At 69.2% G+C, this 17,615-nt stretch carries 16 protein-coding genes; 3 read left to right on the top strand and 13 right to left on the bottom strand.

Features of this window, described 5'->3' with window-relative positions; translation table 11 throughout:
* Positions 1 to 9: 9 nt before the first annotated feature.
* Genes hutI through H7J06_RS22125 form a run of 9 tightly spaced genes read right to left on the bottom strand, consistent with a single transcriptional unit; the run spans position 10 to position 9,602 of the window.
* The gene (gene hutI, locus H7J06_RS22165) at positions 10 to 1,221 is read right to left on the bottom strand and encodes an imidazolonepropionase (protein ID WP_264041314.1); all 1,212 of its coding nucleotides are present in this window, start codon (positions 1,219 to 1,221) and stop codon (positions 10 to 12) included.
* Entirely contained in the window at positions 1,218 to 2,570 is a 1,353-nt protein-coding gene (locus tag H7J06_RS22160; protein ID WP_264041312.1) for a formimidoylglutamate deiminase, read from the bottom strand. The genes hutI and H7J06_RS22160 overlap by 4 nt, the downstream gene beginning before the upstream one ends.
* Positions 2,567 to 3,790 carry an allantoate amidohydrolase gene (locus H7J06_RS22155; RefSeq protein WP_264041311.1) on the bottom strand — a complete coding sequence of 408 codons (1,224 nt, stop codon included), beginning with the start codon at positions 3,788 to 3,790 and terminating at the stop codon, positions 2,567 to 2,569. Before H7J06_RS22155 ends, H7J06_RS22160 begins: the two co-directional genes overlap by 4 nt.
* Positions 3,787 to 5,472 carry a urocanate hydratase gene (gene hutU, locus H7J06_RS22150; RefSeq protein WP_264041309.1) on the bottom strand — a complete coding sequence of 562 codons (1,686 nt, stop codon included), beginning with the start codon at positions 5,470 to 5,472 and terminating at the stop codon, positions 3,787 to 3,789. Before hutU ends, H7J06_RS22155 begins: the two co-directional genes overlap by 4 nt.
* Before the next feature lie 27 nt (positions 5,473 to 5,499).
* On the bottom strand, positions 5,500 to 6,423 hold the full coding sequence (locus tag H7J06_RS22145) for an ABC transporter substrate-binding protein (protein WP_264041307.1): 924 nt from the start codon (positions 6,421 to 6,423) through the stop codon (positions 5,500 to 5,502).
* A gap of 35 nt (positions 6,424 to 6,458) precedes the next feature.
* Positions 6,459 to 7,196, bottom strand: coding sequence for an ABC transporter permease (locus H7J06_RS22140; protein WP_264041306.1), 738 nt, complete (start codon positions 7,194 to 7,196; stop codon positions 6,459 to 6,461).
* The gene (locus H7J06_RS22135) at positions 7,169 to 7,813 is read right to left on the bottom strand and encodes an ABC transporter permease (RefSeq protein ID WP_264041305.1); all 645 of its coding nucleotides are present in this window, start codon (positions 7,811 to 7,813) and stop codon (positions 7,169 to 7,171) included. Before H7J06_RS22135 ends, H7J06_RS22140 begins: the two co-directional genes overlap by 28 nt.
* Positions 7,810 to 8,925, bottom strand: coding sequence for an ABC transporter ATP-binding protein (locus H7J06_RS22130; RefSeq protein ID WP_264041304.1), 1,116 nt, complete (start codon positions 8,923 to 8,925; stop codon positions 7,810 to 7,812). Before H7J06_RS22130 ends, H7J06_RS22135 begins: the two co-directional genes overlap by 4 nt.
* Positions 8,922 to 9,602 (bottom strand): IclR family transcriptional regulator, encoded by a 681-nt coding sequence (locus tag H7J06_RS22125; RefSeq protein WP_264041302.1) that lies wholly within the window; start codon positions 9,600 to 9,602, stop codon positions 8,922 to 8,924. The genes H7J06_RS22130 and H7J06_RS22125 overlap by 4 nt, the downstream gene beginning before the upstream one ends.
* Positions 9,603 to 9,763: 161 nt before the next feature.
* Here H7J06_RS22125 and H7J06_RS22120 point away from each other — a divergent pair, with 161 nt between their 5' ends.
* Entirely contained in the window at positions 9,764 to 11,200 is a 1,437-nt protein-coding gene (locus H7J06_RS22120) for an aromatic amino acid lyase (RefSeq protein ID WP_264041300.1), read from the top strand.
* On the opposite strand, the gene H7J06_RS22115 is transcribed toward H7J06_RS22120, so the two are convergent.
* Positions 11,197 to 11,490: a DUF3017 domain-containing protein gene (locus H7J06_RS22115; RefSeq protein ID WP_264041297.1), complete on the bottom strand. Its 294-nt coding sequence runs from the start codon at positions 11,488 to 11,490 to the stop codon at positions 11,197 to 11,199. The two genes, H7J06_RS22120 and H7J06_RS22115, sit on opposite strands and share 4 nt — an antisense overlap.
* The gene (locus H7J06_RS22110; protein ID WP_264041295.1) at positions 11,487 to 12,374 is read right to left on the bottom strand and encodes a bifunctional methylenetetrahydrofolate dehydrogenase/methenyltetrahydrofolate cyclohydrolase; all 888 of its coding nucleotides are present in this window, start codon (positions 12,372 to 12,374) and stop codon (positions 11,487 to 11,489) included. The genes H7J06_RS22115 and H7J06_RS22110 overlap by 4 nt, the downstream gene beginning before the upstream one ends.
* A 72-nt stretch (positions 12,375 to 12,446) precedes the next feature.
* Here H7J06_RS22110 and H7J06_RS22105 point away from each other — a divergent pair, with 72 nt between their 5' ends.
* Positions 12,447 to 13,655: an NADH:flavin oxidoreductase gene (locus tag H7J06_RS22105; protein ID WP_264041292.1), complete on the top strand. Its 1,209-nt coding sequence runs from the start codon at positions 12,447 to 12,449 to the stop codon at positions 13,653 to 13,655.
* Here H7J06_RS22105 and H7J06_RS22100 read toward each other — a convergent pair.
* Both H7J06_RS22100 and H7J06_RS22095 read right to left on the bottom strand, forming a co-directional pair.
* Entirely contained in the window at positions 13,652 to 14,236 is a 585-nt protein-coding gene (locus H7J06_RS22100) for a hypothetical protein (protein WP_264041290.1), read from the bottom strand. The two genes, H7J06_RS22105 and H7J06_RS22100, sit on opposite strands and share 4 nt — an antisense overlap.
* Before the next feature lie 61 nt (positions 14,237 to 14,297).
* The gene (locus H7J06_RS22095) at positions 14,298 to 14,756 is read right to left on the bottom strand and encodes a hypothetical protein (RefSeq protein WP_264041287.1); all 459 of its coding nucleotides are present in this window, start codon (positions 14,754 to 14,756) and stop codon (positions 14,298 to 14,300) included.
* Between the two features lie 233 nt (positions 14,757 to 14,989).
* On the opposite strand from H7J06_RS22095, the gene H7J06_RS22090 reads away from it, so the two are divergent.
* Positions 14,990 to 17,611 (top strand): ATP-binding cassette domain-containing protein, encoded by a 2,622-nt coding sequence (locus H7J06_RS22090; protein ID WP_264041285.1) that lies wholly within the window; start codon positions 14,990 to 14,992, stop codon positions 17,609 to 17,611.
* Positions 17,612 to 17,615: the final 4 nt, after the last annotated feature.

Here is a 17,615-nt window from a genome sequence, read left to right as displayed (position 1 = left end):
CACGCACGTTCACGGGGTCTCTCGACGGATGCGTACGTCATGCGGGCGGTCGGCGGGCAGTCCTCCGGTGACCACGTCGCGGACCAGCGGAACGCCGGGCCGATAGGCCAGGTGGACGTACGACGGCGCGTCCAGCACGACGAAGTCCGCCCGCCGACCGACTGCGAGGACCCCGACGTCGTCACGGCGCAACGCCTTGGCGCCGCCCGCGGTCGCCGACCACAGCGCCTGCGCCGGGGTGAAGTACATGTCGCGCACCGCGACGGCGATGCAGAACGACATGCTGGAGGTGAACGACGACCCCGGGTTGCAGTCGGTCGCCAACGCGACCGTGGCGCCGGCGTCGAGGAACCGTCGGGCGTCGGGCCACGTTGCGCGAGTGGAGAACTCCGCGCCGGGAAGCAACGTCGCGACCGTCGTGTCGGCCGCCGCGGCGAGCGCGGCGACGTCGGCGTCGGCGGCGTACGTACAGTGGTCCACCGAGGCCGCCCCCAACTCGACGGCCAACTGGATCCCCGCGCCCTGCTCGAGCTGACCCGCATGCAGCCGCGGCACCAAACCCGCGGCCATCCCCGCCTGCAGGATCGTTCTGGTCTCGTCGACGTCGAAGGCGCCTCTGTCGCAGAAGACGTCGACCCAGCGCGCCAGCGGCGCACACGCCTGCATCATCGGGCCGACGACCAGGTCGACGTACCCGTCGCGGTCGTCGCGGTACTCCTGGGGCACGACGTGGGCCCCGAGGAAGGTCGTCTCCTCGGTGAACGCGCCCGCCAGCCGCAACGCCCTGGCCTCGTCGGCGACGGTCAAACCGTAACCGCTCTTGGTCTCGAACGTCGTGACGCCACCACGGAGGAGTTCGTCGGCTAGCCGCTGGAGGCCGTGATCGAGGGTCGAATCGTCGGCAGCCCTGGTGGCCGCCACCGTGGTGGCGATGCCGCCGGCCGCGTAGGCCTGCCCGCTCATCCGCGCCGCGAACTCCGCGGACCGCTCCCCCGCGAACACCAGATGCGCATGGCTGTCCACGAATCCGGGGATCACGCTCGCGTAGCCGAGGTCGACGCGGGAGTCGGCGTCCGGGGCGTGCTCCCGTTGCCCGACCCACGCGATGCGGTCCCCCTCGACCACCACCGCGCCGTCCCTGACGATGCCGAGGGCAGTTCCGTCCCCCTGGCTCGGGTCGTTGGTGACCAGTTCGCCGATTCCGGTGTACAACGTGGTCATCGAGCGGACTCCTCCATCAGCGCCGAAATGGTCTCGGCCAGTGCGCCGCCCACGTCGTCGACGCCGCGGTGCCGCCGATCGGCCACCACGACGCGACCGTCGACGACGACGTCGGTGACGTCGGCGGCAGTGGCCGCGAACACCACGTTCTCGACGGTCGCACCGCCACCGGCGGTGCGCACCGACGCCAGGTCCACCGCCACCAGGTCGGCGCGCGCACCGACGCGCAGGACACCCGCGTCCGCCCACCCGAGGGCCTGATGTCCGTCGAGAGTGGCTGCGGCGAGCAATCTCTCGGCCGCCACGATGCCCCGTTCCCGGCGGGCCAGGCGCTCGTCGAGTTCGGTGGCGCGGGCCTCCTCGAACAGGTCGACCACCGCATGGGAGTCCGACCCGAGACTGAACGGCCCGCGGCCGGCCAGGAGGGCGGCGGCCGGCCCGATGCCGTCCCCGAGGTCGCGCTCGGTGGTCGGGCAGAAGCACACCCCCGTGGCAGTTCGGTCGAGGTCGACGAGGTCCTCGTCGGTCAGGTGCGTGGCGTGCACGGCGGTGGTCCGGGGACCGAGTACGCCCGCGTCCCGCAGCAGCGCCGTCGGGGTGGCGCCGTGCACGGCGAGGCACTGGTCGACCTCGGCGGTCTGCTCGGAGGAGTGCACGTGCAGGGGGGCGCCGTGCGCGTCGGCCCACTCGACGACCGCCGGCATGTGCTCGAGTGGCACGCCGCGCACCGAATGCAGTGCCGCGCCGACGACGACGTGGTCGTCGGAGACCTGCCGGTGAAGCTCCTCCACCCGCTCGGCCCAGCGGTCGCCACTGCCGTCGCCGAAGCGCTCCTGCGGCCCCGGGGCCAACGGTGCGCCGTCGACTCCCGCACTCAGATAACACGTGTCGAGCAGGGTCAGCCGCACGCCGGCGTCGGCGGCAGCGGCGATCAGAGCCTTGCCCATCTCGTTGGGGTCGGCGTACGGCACGCCGCCGACGTCGTGGTGCAGGTAGTGAAATTCGCCGACCGCCGAGATCCCGGCCAGGGCCATCTCCGCGTACACCGCCGTGGCAAGCCGTCGATAGCCGTCGGGGTCCAGCCGACCCGCGGCCCGGTACATCAGGTCGCGCCACGTCCAGAACGACCCGCGATCCCGCTGGGTGCGGGAGCGCAACGCGCGATGAAAGGCGTGGGAGTGCGCGTTCGCCAGGCCGGGCACGACGAGACCCGCCAGCCGCCGCGACGACGGGGGTGGCGCGACGCCCACGTCGACGGAGGTGATGCGGCCGTCGGACTCCGTGATGGCGACCCGGTCGGCGACCGTGTCTCCGCCCAGCCACGCGTGTTCACACCACCAGGTGCTCACCCCACCCACTCCGTCATGACGTCGGCGAGCGCCTCCGCACCGACGTGGCAGTCGGCGGTCTCGGCGTGCTCCTCCGGGGAGTGCGACACCCCGGTCGGGTTGCGCACGAACAGCATTGCCGTCGGCACCCTCGCCGACAGGATCCCGGCGTCGTGGCCGGCCTGTGTAGGCAGCACCGGCACGTCGCCAAGGCGGGCCAGCGCACGCTGCAGCCGCGCGCGTGGGCCGTCCGGGAATTCGACGATGGGCGTGACGGATTCGGCGACCACGCGGAGGTCGACGTCGTCGGCGGACGCGAATCCCCCGGCTTCGGCGCTGATTTGTGCGACCAGCGCCGTCAGGGTTGCCTCGTCGGCGGCGCGGGCGTCGAGCCATGCCCGGACTCGGGACGGAATCGCGTTGGCGCCGTTGGGCGACACCAGCACCTTGCCGAAGGTGGCGACCGCCTCGTGCCGGGCCGCCGCCGACCGGGCGGCGTGCACCGACGACGCGAAGGCCAGCATCGGGTCACGCCGGTCGACGAGCCGAGTGGTGCCCGCATGGTTGGCCGCGCCGTCGAAGGTGAACTCCCACCGCCCATGTGGCCAGATCGACGACGCCACGGCGATGGGACGGTCGACGAGGTCCAGCGCCCGGCCCTGCTCGACGTGGAGCTCGACGTAGACGCCGATGCGTGCGAGCAGCGCGTCGTCGACGCCGAGGTGCTCGGGATTGCGCCCCGCCCGCGTCAGGGCCTCGGCGAGCGTGACCCCGTCGTTGTCGCGCAGTCCACGGGCCCGATCAGCACTCAGGGCACCGGTGACGAGTTGCGAACCCACGCAGGCGACGCCGAAGCGGGCCCCCTCCTCGTCGGAGAATGCCGCTATCGCAACGGGAATCGTCGGCACGACGCCGCGGGCACGGACGACGTCGACCGCCGCGAACGCGGAGACGACGCCGAGCGGCCCGTCGTAGGCGCCACCGTCGGGCACCGAGTCCAGGTGCGATCCGGTGACGAAGGCGCCCGTCGGCTCACCCGTCCATCCCGGCGGTAGCCACCAGGCCCACAGGTTGCCGTTGCGGTCCTCCTCGAAGGACATCCCCCGCTGCTGCGCGCAGCCACGGAACCACTCGCGCAGCGTCAGGTCGGCGTCCGACCAGGCGAACCGGCGGTAGCCCCTGGTGTCCTTGTCCTGACCGACGTCGAGGATGGATCCCCACATCGAGTCGAACGAGGTCATTCGCTCTCCTGCATCGGGATTCGCACTCCTCGCCTGGCGGCCACCTCGACGGCGTACTCGTACCCCGCGTCGGCGTGGCGGATGACGCCCATGCCGGGATCGTTGGTCAGCACGCGCTCGAGCTTCTGGGCTGCCAGTTCGGTTCCGTCGGCCACCGACACCTGCCCGGCGTGGATGGAGCGGCCCATGCCGACCCCACCGCCGTGGTGAATCGACACCCACGTCGCACCGGACGCCGTGTTCAGCATCGCGTTGAGAAGCGGCCAGTCCGCGATCGCGTCGGAACCGTCGAGCATGGCCTCGGTCTCGCGGTAGGGCGAGGCCACCGATCCCGAGTCGAGGTGGTCGCGGCCGATGACGATGGGGGCGGACACCTCGCCCGAGGCCACCATCTCGTTGAACTTCAGTCCGGCCCGGTGCCGTTCGCCGTATCCGAGCCAGCAGATGCGGGCGGGCAACCCCTCGAACTCGACGCGCTCACCCGCCATGGTGATCCACCGCCGCAGATGCTCGTTCTCCGGGAACAGCTCCAGGATCGCCTTGTCGGTGGCGGCGATGTCCTTCGGGTCACCGGAGAGGGCGGCCCACCGGAACGGGCCGAGACCCTCTTCGAACTGCGGCCTGATGTAGGCCGGCACGAAACCGGGAAAGTCGAAGGCACGGCCGTAACCCGCCTTTCGGGCTTCGTCGCGAATCGAGTTGCCGTAGTCGAAGACCTCGGCGCCCTTGTCGAGGAAGCCGACCATCGCGGCGACCTGCTTGGCCATCGACTCCTGCGCCTGCTCGGTGAAGTAGGCCGGATCCTTCTCCGACATCTTCTTCATGTCCTCGAGGTCGATCCCGATCGGCAGATAGGACAACGGGTCGTGCGCCGAGGTCTGATCGGTGACGATGTCGATGGGTGCGTCGCGTTCGAGCAGGGCGGGAAAGACCTCGGCGGCGTTGCCGACCACTCCGATCGACAACGGGCGCTTGGCATCTCGCGCCTCGACGGCCTTCGCCAGCGCGTCGTCGAGGTCGGTGGCCTTGACGTCGAGATACCGCTTGGAGATGCGCCGGTCGATGCGCGTCTCGTCCACGTCGACGCAGATCGCGACGCCTTCGTTCATGGTGACCGCCAGCGGCTGCGCACCACCCATGCCGCCGACGCCACCGGTGAGGGTGATGGTGCCGGCGAGGCTGCCGCCGAACTTCTTCTTGGCGATCGCCCCGAACGTCTCGTAGGTGCCCTGAAGGATGCCCTGGGTGCCGATGTAGATCCACGACCCGGCCGTCATCTGGCCGTACATCGTCAGACCCGCCGCCTCCAGTGCACGGAACTGCTCCCAGTTGGCCCAGTCGCCAACCAGATTCGAGTTCGCGATCAGCACTCGGGGTGCCCACACGTTGGTGCGGAACACGCCGACCGGCTTGCCGGACTGCACCAGCATGGTCTCGTCGTCCTCGAGCCCGCGAAGCGTTCGCACCAGCGCGTCGAAGGCCGGCCAGCTGCGGGCCGCCCGCCCCGTGCCGCCGTAGACGACCAGGTCGTCGGGATGCTCGGCGACCTCGGGATCGAGGTTGTTCATCAACATGCGCAGGACGGCTTCCTGTTGCCAGCCCTTGCAGGAGAGTTCGGTTCCGCGCGGGGCACGGACAGGACGGGGACCGGCGACGGGGGCGGCCCCAGAGGTGGTGGTCATGTCAGATGACGTCCTTTGTCGAAGTGCCTAAGATCCGCTGATGCCTGCGCCGGCAAGCCACTTCTTCGCAATGTCAGCGAGATTGGTGCCCGTGGCGGCCTCGGCGTTCATGGAGATGAGGTCGTCGGTGGTGAGCTTCGCCGAGACGGCGTCGAGCGTCTTGGTGATGGTGTCGTTCTCCTTGGCCTTCTTCATCACCGGAACCACGTTCTCGGAGGCGAACAGATGCTTGTCGTCGTCCAGCGCGACGAGGTTGTTGGTCTTCAGACCGGGGTCGGTGCTGAACAGGTTGCCCGCCTGGATCTGGCCGTTGGTCAGCGCCGCCATGGTCAAGGTCCCCCCGGCGTCGAGAGTGACGAAGTCCTTGAAGTTGATCCCGTAGACGTCACGCAGACCGACGACGCCCTGCTGGCGGGTCTTCCATTCCGCCGCTGCGCCGAGGACCATCTCGCCCGCGTGCGGCGCCAGATCCGAGAGGGTCTTCAGCTGGTACTTGTCGGCGGTGGGCTTGGTGACGGCGACGACGTCCTTGTCCTCGGCGGGCGAGGCCGTCAGCATCGACAGTCCCTGGGGCATCTTGGTGGTCAGCTCGGAGGTCACCGCCTCTTGGGTCGCGGCGGTCGACTTCGGGTCCAGGTAGCTCAGCAGCGCACCGGTGTACTCGGGCACGAGGTCGATCGACCCGTCCTTGAGCGCCGCGATGTAGACCTCGCGACTGCCGATGTTGAACTGCTCCTTGACCTTGACGCCCTTCGCCTGCAGCGCCTGGGAGTAGATGCTGGCGATCAGCTGGCTCTCGGTGAAGTCCGCGGAGCCGATGATGACCTGCGAGCCGGATGAGCCTTGGTCGTTGCCTCCGCCGGACAGGGGATCCGATCCCCCACCGCCGCACGCGCTGAGTGCCAGCACGGAGGTGAGGGCGAACGCCGACAGGATGGCGCGTTTCTTCATGGTCATTCTCCTTGGTAGGCGGTGCCGGGTGGCACCTAGGCGGCAGCTTTGGTGGGGGCTGGTGACGAGTTCTTCGTGGAGCGGCGGAGTCCCGGCGACACGACGAGGCTGCCGAGCCCTGCGAAGCCGAACTCCAGCAGCAGCGCGAGCGCGGCGACGAGGATTGCGCCGCCGGCCATCTCGCTGAAGTTGGCCTGCGCGCGGCCGTCGAGGATGAACCGGCCGAGGCCCTGCAGACCGAGGTAGGCCGCGATGGTCGCGGTCGAGACGATTTGCAGTGTGGCGCCCCTGACCCCGGAGAGCAGTAGCGGCAGGGCGCATGGCAGCTGGACCCGGACCAGGATCTGACGCTTGGTGTAGCCCATCCCGCGGGCGGCGCCCACGGCGTCGGGATCGGCGTTCTGGATGCCCGCGTAGGTGCCGGTCAGGATCGGCGGCACCGCGAGCAGGACGAGCACCACGGTGGTCGGCAGGACGTAGACGAGTTGCCCGGCCACGACCGGCGAGATGATCAGGAACAGTAGGACGAGCAGCCCCAGCGACGGCAGCGCGCGCAACGCGTTCGCGGATCCGGCCACCAGCGCCTCGCCGCGGCCGGTGTAGCCGATCACGATGCCGAGCGGCACCGCGACCGCCAAGGCGACCACGAGGGCGACGCCGGAGTACAGCAGGTGATAGCCGATCTGGGTCGGGATGCCGCCCGACCCGGTCCAGTTGGCGGGGTCGGTGAGCCAGCCGAAGATGTTCACGACGTCACCGTCCGCTGCCGCCACGGGGTGGCGAGTTTGTTGGCCCAGATGATCAGTCCGTCGAAGACCACGGCCAGCACGACGCAGAGGACGACACCGGTGACCAGCGGCGCGTACAGCCGGAGCTGAAAGCCCTGGGTGAACAGCGAGCCCAGCTGCGGAATGCCAAGCAGCGCAGCCATCGTCACGATGCTGACGTTGGAAACCACGGCCACCCGCAGGCCCGCCGCGATGACGGGGACCGCAACGGGCAGTTCCACCAGCAGCAGCCGCTGCCAACTGCGGTAGCCCATGGCCTCTGCCGCGGCCACGGTGTCGTGAGGTACCGAACCGAGCCCGTCGGCGACCACGCGCACCAGCAGCGCCAGGGTGTAGAGCGTCAGTGCGACGACGATGTTGACCGGATCGAGGATCTTGGTGCCCAGGATCGTCGGCAGGATGATGAACAGCGCCAACGAGGGAATGGTGTACAGCAGACCCGCGGTGCCGACGATCGCCGCGTACCCGCGCCCCGACCGGTGCGCCCACCACCCAAGGGGTAGTGCGAGCACCAGGCCGATCGCGGTCGGCACCAACGTCAGCCACACGTGGCTGATCGTGAGGTCGACGATCCGGCCAAGATTGGACGATATCCAGTTCATGCCGAAACCGCCGCGCTACGAGCGTCCTTGGCGCGTCTGATCGCGTCCAGTACGTCGTGGTCCGTGGCGGTGCCGAGCAGGGCGCCCGACTCGTCGGTGACGACGCACCGGCCACTGGGACTCGAGAGTGCGGAGTTGAGCAGATCCCGCAGCGGGTCGCTCCTGCGGGCCGAGGTGGCACTGAGGTTGACGTCTGCCTCCTCGACGCGGTCACCCCGCAGGTTGGCGGTGTCGACCCAGCCGATCGGAGCGTTTGCCACGTCGACGACCAGGATCCACCTGTCGTGGGACGCCCCGACGGTCGAGACCGGTTGTCCCACTTGAAGAGTCGGCTCGTCGGCGAGTGTGAGCAGGTCGTCGCAGGTGTGGAAGCCCAGTGCGCGGTAACCGCGGGCGGATCCGACGAAATCGGCGACAAAGGCGTCCTTGGGGGCGGCGAGCAGATCGGCGGGGGTGGCGGCCTGGGCCAGCGTCCCGCCTTGGCGTAGCACCACCACCTGATCGCCCAGCTTGAGGGCCTCGTCTATGTCGTGGGTGACCATGACGATGGTCTTGGAGATGTCGGCCTGGAGGCGAAGGAACTCGTCCTGCAACTGGTTTCGGACGATCGGGTCGACGGCGCTGAACGGCTCGTCCATCAGCAGGAAGGGTGGATCGGTGGCCAAGGCGCGAGCCACCCCCACGCGCTGCTGCTGGCCGCCGGACAGCTGCCAGGGATATCGTCGGGCGAATTTGGCGTCGAGCCCGACGCGCTCGAGAAGTTCCATTGCCGCCGAGCGGGTTTGCTTCTTCCCCCCGCCGAGCAGACGGGGCAGGGCGGCGACGTTGTCGACGACCGTGCGGTGCGGGAACAGGCCCGCGTTCTGGATGACGTAGCCAATCCTGCGCCGAAGAGCGACCCGATCCAGCGTCTGGGTGTCGACGCCGTCGAGTTCGATGGTGCCCGAGCTGGGTTCGATCAAGCGGTTGATCATCCGCATCGAGGTCGTCTTGCCGCAGCCGGACGGCCCAACCAAGACGGTGATCTTGCCGTTGGGCGCCATGACGTCGAGGCCGTCGACGGCGACGGTCCCGTCGGGGTACACCTTGGAGACGTTGTCGAACGTGATCATGACGATCCTTCTGGTGTGCGTGATTCGGTGGGACTGCTCAGACGGGCGGACACGTCCGCTGCTGCGGCGTACAGCATTCGACCGTACTGCGTCGTCTGGTCCGTGTTGACCCTGTAGCTCGGAATGACGAGGCTCAGCGCGGCGACGATTCTGGCCTGCGAGTAGACCGGGCAGGCGATCGCGGTGACGTCGGTCTCGACGCCGCGTTCGACGATTGCGTATCCGTCCTCGGACACCTTGCCCCGCAATGCCTGTCCGGCCGCCGAGACGTCCAACGGAACCGTGCGTCCGACCCAGCTGGCGTGGCGCACCGAATGTGTGCCCTCGACGATGTTGATGTACACCGCGGTGCCGGCGTGTCCCACGACGCTCAGGTACACCGACTCGCCCGTCTGAGTGGCCAGCTCGTCCATGGCGGGTCCGGCGAGGTCGACCAGCGACTCGTCGCTGAGGGCTTGGGCACCGAGTTGGATGATGCGGCTGCCCGGCCGGTAGGTGCCGGATTCGTCCTTGCGCACGAATCCGGTGGCCTCCAGGGTACGTAGCAGACGCAGCGCCGTACTCGGGGCCAGCTCGCAGTCCCTGGCGGTGTCCGCGAGATTCGCGCCGCCGCGGTCGCACACGCTCGCCAGCAGGGCCAGCGCCCGCTCGACTGTTCGGGTTGCTTGATCGGCCAACGTGACCTCCTCTCGGCACGAAGGTTAGGACGGCAGCGTTTCCTCCAGCAGCCCTTCTGTTGCTACTAGGTAAAATTTGGATTCCACCTGGTGGAATCATTGGCCTTCGGCGATGATAGGGCCCGTCGGGCGGCCATGGTGGAAGAACGAGGAGATCCTTGATGATCGAGCTGAGCGGAACGATGACCGTCGGCGACGTCGTGGCCCTGGCCGACGGTCGCGAGGCCGTCTCCGTTCCAGCCACCGTCCTCTCCGCCGTCGAGCACCTGCACCATTTGGCCGCGGATCTGAGCACCCGCTACGCGACCTACGGCCGCACCACCGGCGTCGGCGCCAACAAGATCGACACGATTCCGCCAGACGACCAGGAGTACGGCATGCGACTGCTGCGCAGCCATTCGGTCGACGCGGGTGACCCGCTGAGCGGCAGGACGGTGCGCTCGATGCTCGCGGTCCGACTCATCCAATTGTGTTTTCCGGGTGCGGGTTTGGACCCTGCGATCCTCACCGGCCTGCAGCGGATGCTCAACGACGACGCACTGCCCGAGGTGCTGCAGTACGCCTCCATCGGCACCGGCGACCTGGCCGCGCTCGCCGGAACGGCGCTGACTCTGATCGGCGAACGTCCCGCGACCCGCGATCTGACGCCGATGCCGCCGTGGGGTGCAGACAGCGCCTTGCCGTTCATGAGCAGCAGTGCGCTCACGGTGGGGCGCAGCTGCCTGGCCGTCGACGAACTACTCCGGCTGGAACGCGCGTCGAGTGTCATCTACATGCTGAGTTTCCTTGCTCTGCAGGGTAATCCGTCGGCCTTCTCGCCCGTCGCAGCACGGGCTGCAGCCGCCACGCAGGTGGAGACCGTCGCCACCAGGCTGCGCGACCTCTACGCCGACAGCGCCGACCCCGCCCGTCCACCTGCGCGCATCCAGGACCCCTACGGTCTGCGGGTGTACCCGGTGGCCCACGGCAGCGTCGTCGCCTCGCTCTGGTCGCTCGTCAGGCAGCTCGAGCGGACGCTCAACGCTGCGCAGGAGAATCCACTCTTCGACGCCGACGGCGACGAAGTCGTCCACCACGGCGCGTTCTACCAGGCGTCGCTGTCCCTCGAACTCGACGGTGCCACCTTGGCGCTGGCCCTGACCGCGCCCATCACGCACTCCCGAATCAGGATGCTCAACGACCCGGACACCAACGGCGGCAACGCGTTCCTCGCCGCCGATGCGCACGGCTCCTCCGGGCTCATGATGGTCGAGTACGTGGCGGCTGGCGCCATTGCGGAGATTCGCAACGCCGCGCAGCCGGCGTCGGTCGGGACCCTGGTGCTCTCGCGCGGCGCAGAGGAGGACGCCACGTTCGCCTCGCAGGGCATTCACCAGCTCGAGCGATCGGCCGCGGCCTACCGCGTGCTGCTGTGCTGCGAGCTGGTCGGGGCCGTCCGACTGCTACGGCAACGCAGGATCGACCGCAGCCTGACCGGAGTGCTCGGCCACGCGGTGGAACTGGCGTCGGGCCTGCCGCGCAACGACGAGGACCGCGACCTTCGCGGCGACATCGCCACGGCGGAGCCGCTTCTCGATCAGCTCGGGCAGTTGATCTAGCTGGTGCCCAGTGGATCGATGGTCAGCGCGATGTAGGCCAGCGCCGCGCTGACCGTGGCGGTGGTGGCGACGTCGACGGTCCGCGACCGCACCACCAGCAGCCCGGCCCGGTCGTCGGTGAACGCCAGCCGCAGTGCCGCGGCCACGCCGACGCCGATGGCCAGCACCAACGCACCGCGCCGCCAGTACCCCGCCACCACCAGACCGAACGCGGCGAGCAGGAACAACCCGACCGTGAGGATGGGCCACTGACCCGCGAAGACCCGGTGGGCGAGTCCCCGTGCGGTCACGCGAGCTCGGCTTCCCTGCTCTTCGCGGAAGCGCTCAGCACGCCCTCCTCGAGTTCGACGACGTTGGTGAGCAGGAACGCCCTCGTCAGAGGTCCGACGCCACCCGGGTTCGGCGACACGTGACCCGCGACGTCCCACACGCCCGGATGGACGTCTCCGACGAGTGCGCCCGCGGCGTCACGGCTCACGCCGACGTCGACTACAGCGGCACCCGGCTTGACCATCTCCGGGGTCACCATGTGCGGCACCCCCACCGCGGCGATGATGACGTCGGCCTGGCGCGTCAGGGCGGGCAGATCACGGGTTCCCGTGTGGCACAACGTCACCGTGGCGTTCTCGGAGCGGCGCGTCAGCAGCAGCCCCATGGGCCGGCCGACCGTGACGCCGCGTCCGATCACCACCACGTGCGCACCGGCGATCGGCACCTCGAACCGGCGCAGCAGGTGCACGATGCCGCGCGGCGTGCACGGCAGCGGCGCCGCCTCGTTGAGCACCAGCCGACCCAGGTTGGTGGGATGCAGACCGTCGGCGTCCTTGGCGGGGTCGATGCGCTCCAGGGCGGCGTTCTCGTCGAGATGCCTCGGCAACGGCAGTTGCACGATGTAACCGGTGCAGTCGGGATTCGCGTTCAACTCGTCGATGGTGGCGTCCAGCGTGGCCTGGCTGACGTCGGCGGGCAGATCCCGCCGGATCGAGTTGATGCCGACCTTGGCGCAGTCCGCGTGCTTGCCACGCACGTAGGCCTGGGAGCCGGGATCGTCGCCGACGAGGACCGTGCCCAGCCCCGGTGTGCGGCCCGCGGCGGTCAGCGCCGCGACTCGCTGCTTGAGGTCGACGAAGATCTCGTCGCGCGTCGCCTTGCCGTCCAACGTCATCGCAGCCACGGGACCATTCTGACATCAGCCCTCGTGAGTCCCTCATTGACACTGCGCCGCACGACGTGGTCAGCTGCCCAAATGAACACTCCGCCCGAAGTGTTCACCGACGTGTTTGGCGAGGCCAAGCTCGGCCCGGTGACCCTGCGCAACCGCATCATCAAGGCGGCAACCTTCGAGGCGTCGACCCCCGATGCACTGGTCACCGACGACCTCATCCGCTATCACCGGCTGCCCGCCGCGGGCGGAATCGGCATGACGACCGTCGCCTACTGTGCGGTGTCCCCCGGCGGACGGACGGACGGCTGGCAGCTGTGGATGCGACCGGAGGCCGTGCCGGGGCTGCGTCGCCTCACCGACGCAATCCACGCCGAGGGCGCGGCCATCAGCGCCCAGATCGGCCATGCCGGTCCCGTCGCCAACGCCCGGACGAACGGCGCGCCCGCATTCGCCCCGGTGCGCTTCTTCAACCCGTTGTCGATGCGGTTCGCCAAGAAGGCGACCAGTGCCGACATCGACGACATCACCGCCGCGCACGCCAACGCCGCCAGGCTGGCCGTCGAGTCCGGTTTCGACGCCGTCGAGGTGCACCTCGGCCACAACTATCTGGCGAGCTCGTTCCTCAGTCCGCTGATCAACCGTCGCACCGACGAGTTCGGCGGCTCGCTCGCCAATCGCGCCAAGGTGGCCCGCGGCCTGGTGCGGGCGGTCCGGCAGGCGGTCGGCGGCCGGATCGCGGTGACGGCGAAGCTCAACATGTCCGACGGGGTGCGGGGCGGCATCTCGCTGGAGGAGTCTCTGCAGACCGCCAGGTGGTTGCAGGAGGACGGCGGGCTCGACGCGCTGGAACTCACCGCCGGGAGTTCGCTGCTCAATCCGCTCTACCTGTTTCGCGGTGACGCCCCGATCAAGGAGTTCGCGAACGCGTTCAAGCCACCCCTGCGGTGGGGCATCCGCATGTCGGGCAAGAAGTTCCTTCGCGAGTACCCCTACCGCGAGGCCTATCTGATGGACCAGGCCAAGCAGTTTCGCGCGGAGCTCGACATGCCGTTGATCCTGTTGGGCGGCATCACCAATCGGGACACGATGGACGCGGCGATGGCGGCGGGCTTCGACTTCGTGGCGATGGGCCGCGCGGTGCTCGCCGAACCCGATCTGGTCAACCGCATCAAGGCCGACGGCGCCGCGCACTCCGTGCGGTCTCTGTGCACGCACTGCAACAAGTGCATGGCGACCATCTACAGCCGGACCCACTGCGTCGTGACGGGCGCCCCGACCGCGACGGTCTAGCGCGCGCCGACCTCCGCCGGCAGCGGTGGCGGAAGCGGGGTGGACGGCGTGGTGGTCTCGGGGATCGCACTCGACTGCGTCGGTCGGGTGGACGTCGTCGGGGCCGACGAGGTCGACGACCCGGACGTCGAGCTCGGGGCCGATCCGTGGAAGTCGACCATCGACTCAGTCCTGATCTGCTGACTGCCGTTGCTGATGATCAGAGCGTTCGAGGTGACGGTGTAGGTGATCCCGTCGTTCTCGGCGACGTATCCACGATCGGTCGACGTGGCCTGGAGAATCAGCCGGGCGCCGTCGGTGACCCGCACGCCCCGGTATTGAAGCTGGCCGGAGGACTCGTCCTTGCAGATCGCCACCCGGGAGCTCGACGTGTAGCCGTAGGCGACCGCGGTGCTCGGCGGCGCACACCGCGCAGTGGAGTCGACGAAGCCGCGGGGGTCGGTCGGCGGGGGCGCGGCGGCACTGGTCGCCGTGGTGCCACACAGGCCGACCACGACCGCTCCCAGTGCCACCCCCGCCAGCCCCAGCCATCGCGTCTGCTGACGGTCCACGACCTCGCCCTTCGATTGCGTACGTCTCATCGGTCCCATCGTCGCACTGAAGTGCGGCGTCGTGGCGGCACGAAGGGAGCGCGTCGCAAGATCAACTGATCTGGCGGTTGGCCGTCTGCTGCGCGACCACCGTGGGGACCCGGTAGTCCACGAACTCGGTCATCGGTTCGTCGCGTAGCACCCGAAGCCCGGCCGTCAGAAGGAGTTTGCGCTCCGACACGGTGTAGTCGACGTCGTCGGAGCGGGCACCGAAACAGCCGTTGGACATCGGCCTGGCGGGCAGGACGAGGACCGCCCGATCGCTGAGCCGGACACCGCGGTACTCGTAGTGCCCGCGGCCGTCGGTGCAGACGGCGACGAGGGACAGAGCCGTCCGGCCCAGTACGACGGCCGTGCGGTCGGGGCCGCATCTCGCGGCGGGGTCGACGCGACCCTGGCTGTCCGCCGACACGCTCGGTGGCGTGGCCGCGGCACTCGGCAACGTCGATCCCGTAGCTGTCGCGAGAGCCGAGATTCCGGCGACGACAAGGGCGGCAACGCAGCTGCGCATTGAAGCAGAGGCAATCCTCGTCGCCGACATCCGTCTACGACACCACGCGAACTGGAAAATCCCTAGGGTCTCGGGCATTCCTCGGCCAAATCGACATCCGCCCGAGACCTGTTCACGGCAACCGTCGCCTGGTGGCGTCAACCCAGGTAGCCGCATTTGCCACGCAACCTCGGCGCGCGCGGACGCCGGGACCAACCTCACTCACGACGTCGATACCGATACAGTTGGACCCGATGACGCGATCTGCCCCACCCGCGCTGACAGTTCGGTATGACGGGTCCCCCCGCACCTTCTCGCCCGGCAACGACGTCGTCGTCGGGCGTGACCTGCGCGCCGACGTCCGCATTGCCCACCCGCTGATCTCCCGCGCGCACCTGCTGCTCCGCTTCGACCAGGGCCGCTGGGTCGCCGTCGACAACGGCAGCCTCAACGGGTTGTACGTGAACGGTCAGCGCGTCCCAATGGTCGACATCACCGACGGCATGGCCGTCAACCTCGGCAACCCGGACGGTCCGCGCCTGACGTTCGAGGTCGGCCGCCACCAGGGCTCGGCGGGCACCCCGCCGCAAACCGCCAAGGTGCCGGTCGCCGGGCGCCCGAGCGGGTCGTGGACCAGCCAGCCCAGCCAGCCGTCGACCGGCTATCCCCGCACCCAGCCTCCCCCGTCACGGACGCAACCGACCTATTCGCAGTCGTCGTCCCGACCGCAGCCGATGTACCCGGCGGGACCGCCGCCCACCAGCGGACCCCAGGCCTACCGCCCGCCCAGCGCCCCGCACCCCGTCCAACGGCCGCTGACGGCTACCAACGTCGACCCGACCGCCACGCAAATGGGTCCCGCCGCGGCCCCGCGTGCGCCCGAGGGCAACCTCGCGACCAGCATGCTCAAGATCCTGCGGCCGGGCCGGGCACCCGAGGTGCCCCCCGGCGGGATCAAGATCGGTCGCGCCACCGACAACGACATCGTCATCCCCGACGTCCTGGCCTCCCGTCATCACGCCACGCTGGTCACCGGCCCCGGCGGCACCCAGATCCTCGACAACCGCAGCATCAACGGCACGTTCGTCAACGGCCAGCGCGTCGACTCCGAGGTGCTGCACGACGGCGACGTCGTCACCATCGGCAACATCGACCTCGTCTTCGGCGGCGGCACCCTCGCCCGCCGCAACGAATCCGACGTCGCCACCCGCACCGGCGGCCTCGACGTTCACGGCGTCACGTGGACCATCGAGGGCAACAAGACGCTGCTCGACAACATCTCGCTGGCCGCCCGCCCGGGCACCCTGACCGCACTGATCGGTCCGTCGGGTGCCGGCAAGTCGACCTTCGCCCGGCTGATCGCCGGCTACACCCATCCCACGTCGGGCACCGTGACCTTCGAGGGCCACGACGTCCACGCCGAGTACGCCTCGCTCCGCTCTCGTATCGGGATGGTGCCGCAGGACGACGTCGTCCACGGGCAGCTGACCGTCCGGCAGGCGCTGATGTACGCCGCCGAACTCCGGTTGCCCCCCGACACCGACAAGGAGGACCGCGAGCGGGTCGTCATGGAGGTGCTCGAGGAACTCGAGATGACCAAGCACCTCGACACCCGCGTCGACAAGCTCTCCGGCGGCCAGCGCAAGCGCGCCTCGGTCGCCTTGGAGCTGCTGACCGGCCCGTCGCTGCTGATCCTCGACGAGCCCACCTCCGGTCTCGACCCGGCGCTGGACCGCCAGGTCATGACGATGCTGCGGCAGCTCGCCGACGCCGGCCGCGTCGTGCTGGTGGTGACGCACTCGCTGACCTACCTCGACGTGTGCGACCAGGTGCTGCTGCTCGCGCCTGGCGGCAAGACGGCCTTCAGCGGGCCACCGAGCCAGATCGGCCCGGAGCTCGGCACCACGAACTGGGCCGACATCTTCTCCTCCGTGGCGGGCGACCCCGAAGGCGCCAAGCGCAAGTACCTCGAGCGCCACGGCCCGCCACCGCCGGCACCGCCGAAGCAGGAAGCCGCGGAGCTGGGCAAGCCCGTGCACACCAGCACGATCAAGCAGTTCTCGACGATCGCCCGCCGGCAGATGCGGCTCATCGTCTCCGACCGCGGGTACTTCGCGTTCCTGGCGATCCTGCCCTTCATCATGGGCGTGCTCTCGCTGTCGGTGCCCGGCTCCACCGGCTTCGGCCAACCCAATCCGCTGGGCGACGCGCCCAACCAGCCGGGCCAGGTGCTGGTGCTGCTCAACGTCGGCGCCATCTTCATGGGTACTGCCCTGACGGTCCGCGACCTCATCGGTGAACGCGCGATCTTCCTGCGCGAACAGGCCGTCGGGTTGTCGACCACCGCCTACCTGCTTGCCAAGGTCTGCATCTACTCGGTGTTCGCAATCGTGCAGTCCGGGATCGTCACGGCGATCACGCTCATCGGCGTCGGGTTGCCGAAGAACGGTCCCCTGGTGCTCGGCGGCGGCGACGTGTCCGCCGCGCTCGAACTGTTCATGGGCATGGCCGCCGCCACCATCTGCGCGGCCACCGTCGGCCTCGCGCTGTCGGCGCTGGCGAAGACCAGCGATCAGATCATGCCGCTGCTCGTCGTGGCGGTGATGTCGCAGCTGGTGTTCTCCGGCGGTCTGATCCCGGTCACGGGCCGCATCCCGCTGAACCAGATGTCGTGGGTGACCCCGGCCCGCTGGGGCTTCGCGGCGACGGCCTCGACGGTGGGCGTCACCGACATGGTGAAGCCGCCGATCATGCCCGACGATTCGCTGTGGAAGCACAACTCGGGTACCTGGCTCTTTGACATGGCGATGCTGGGCGCGTTGTCGATCTTCTACTTGTGCTTCGTGCGCTTCAAGATTCGCCTCAAGGCGGGCTGACCCC

The organism is Mycolicibacterium hodleri, assembly GCF_025822245.1.
Taxonomy (GTDB): Bacteria; Actinomycetota; Actinomycetes; order Mycobacteriales; family Mycobacteriaceae; genus Mycobacterium; species Mycobacterium hodleri.
This window is presented reverse-complemented; position numbering and strand designations above follow the sequence as displayed.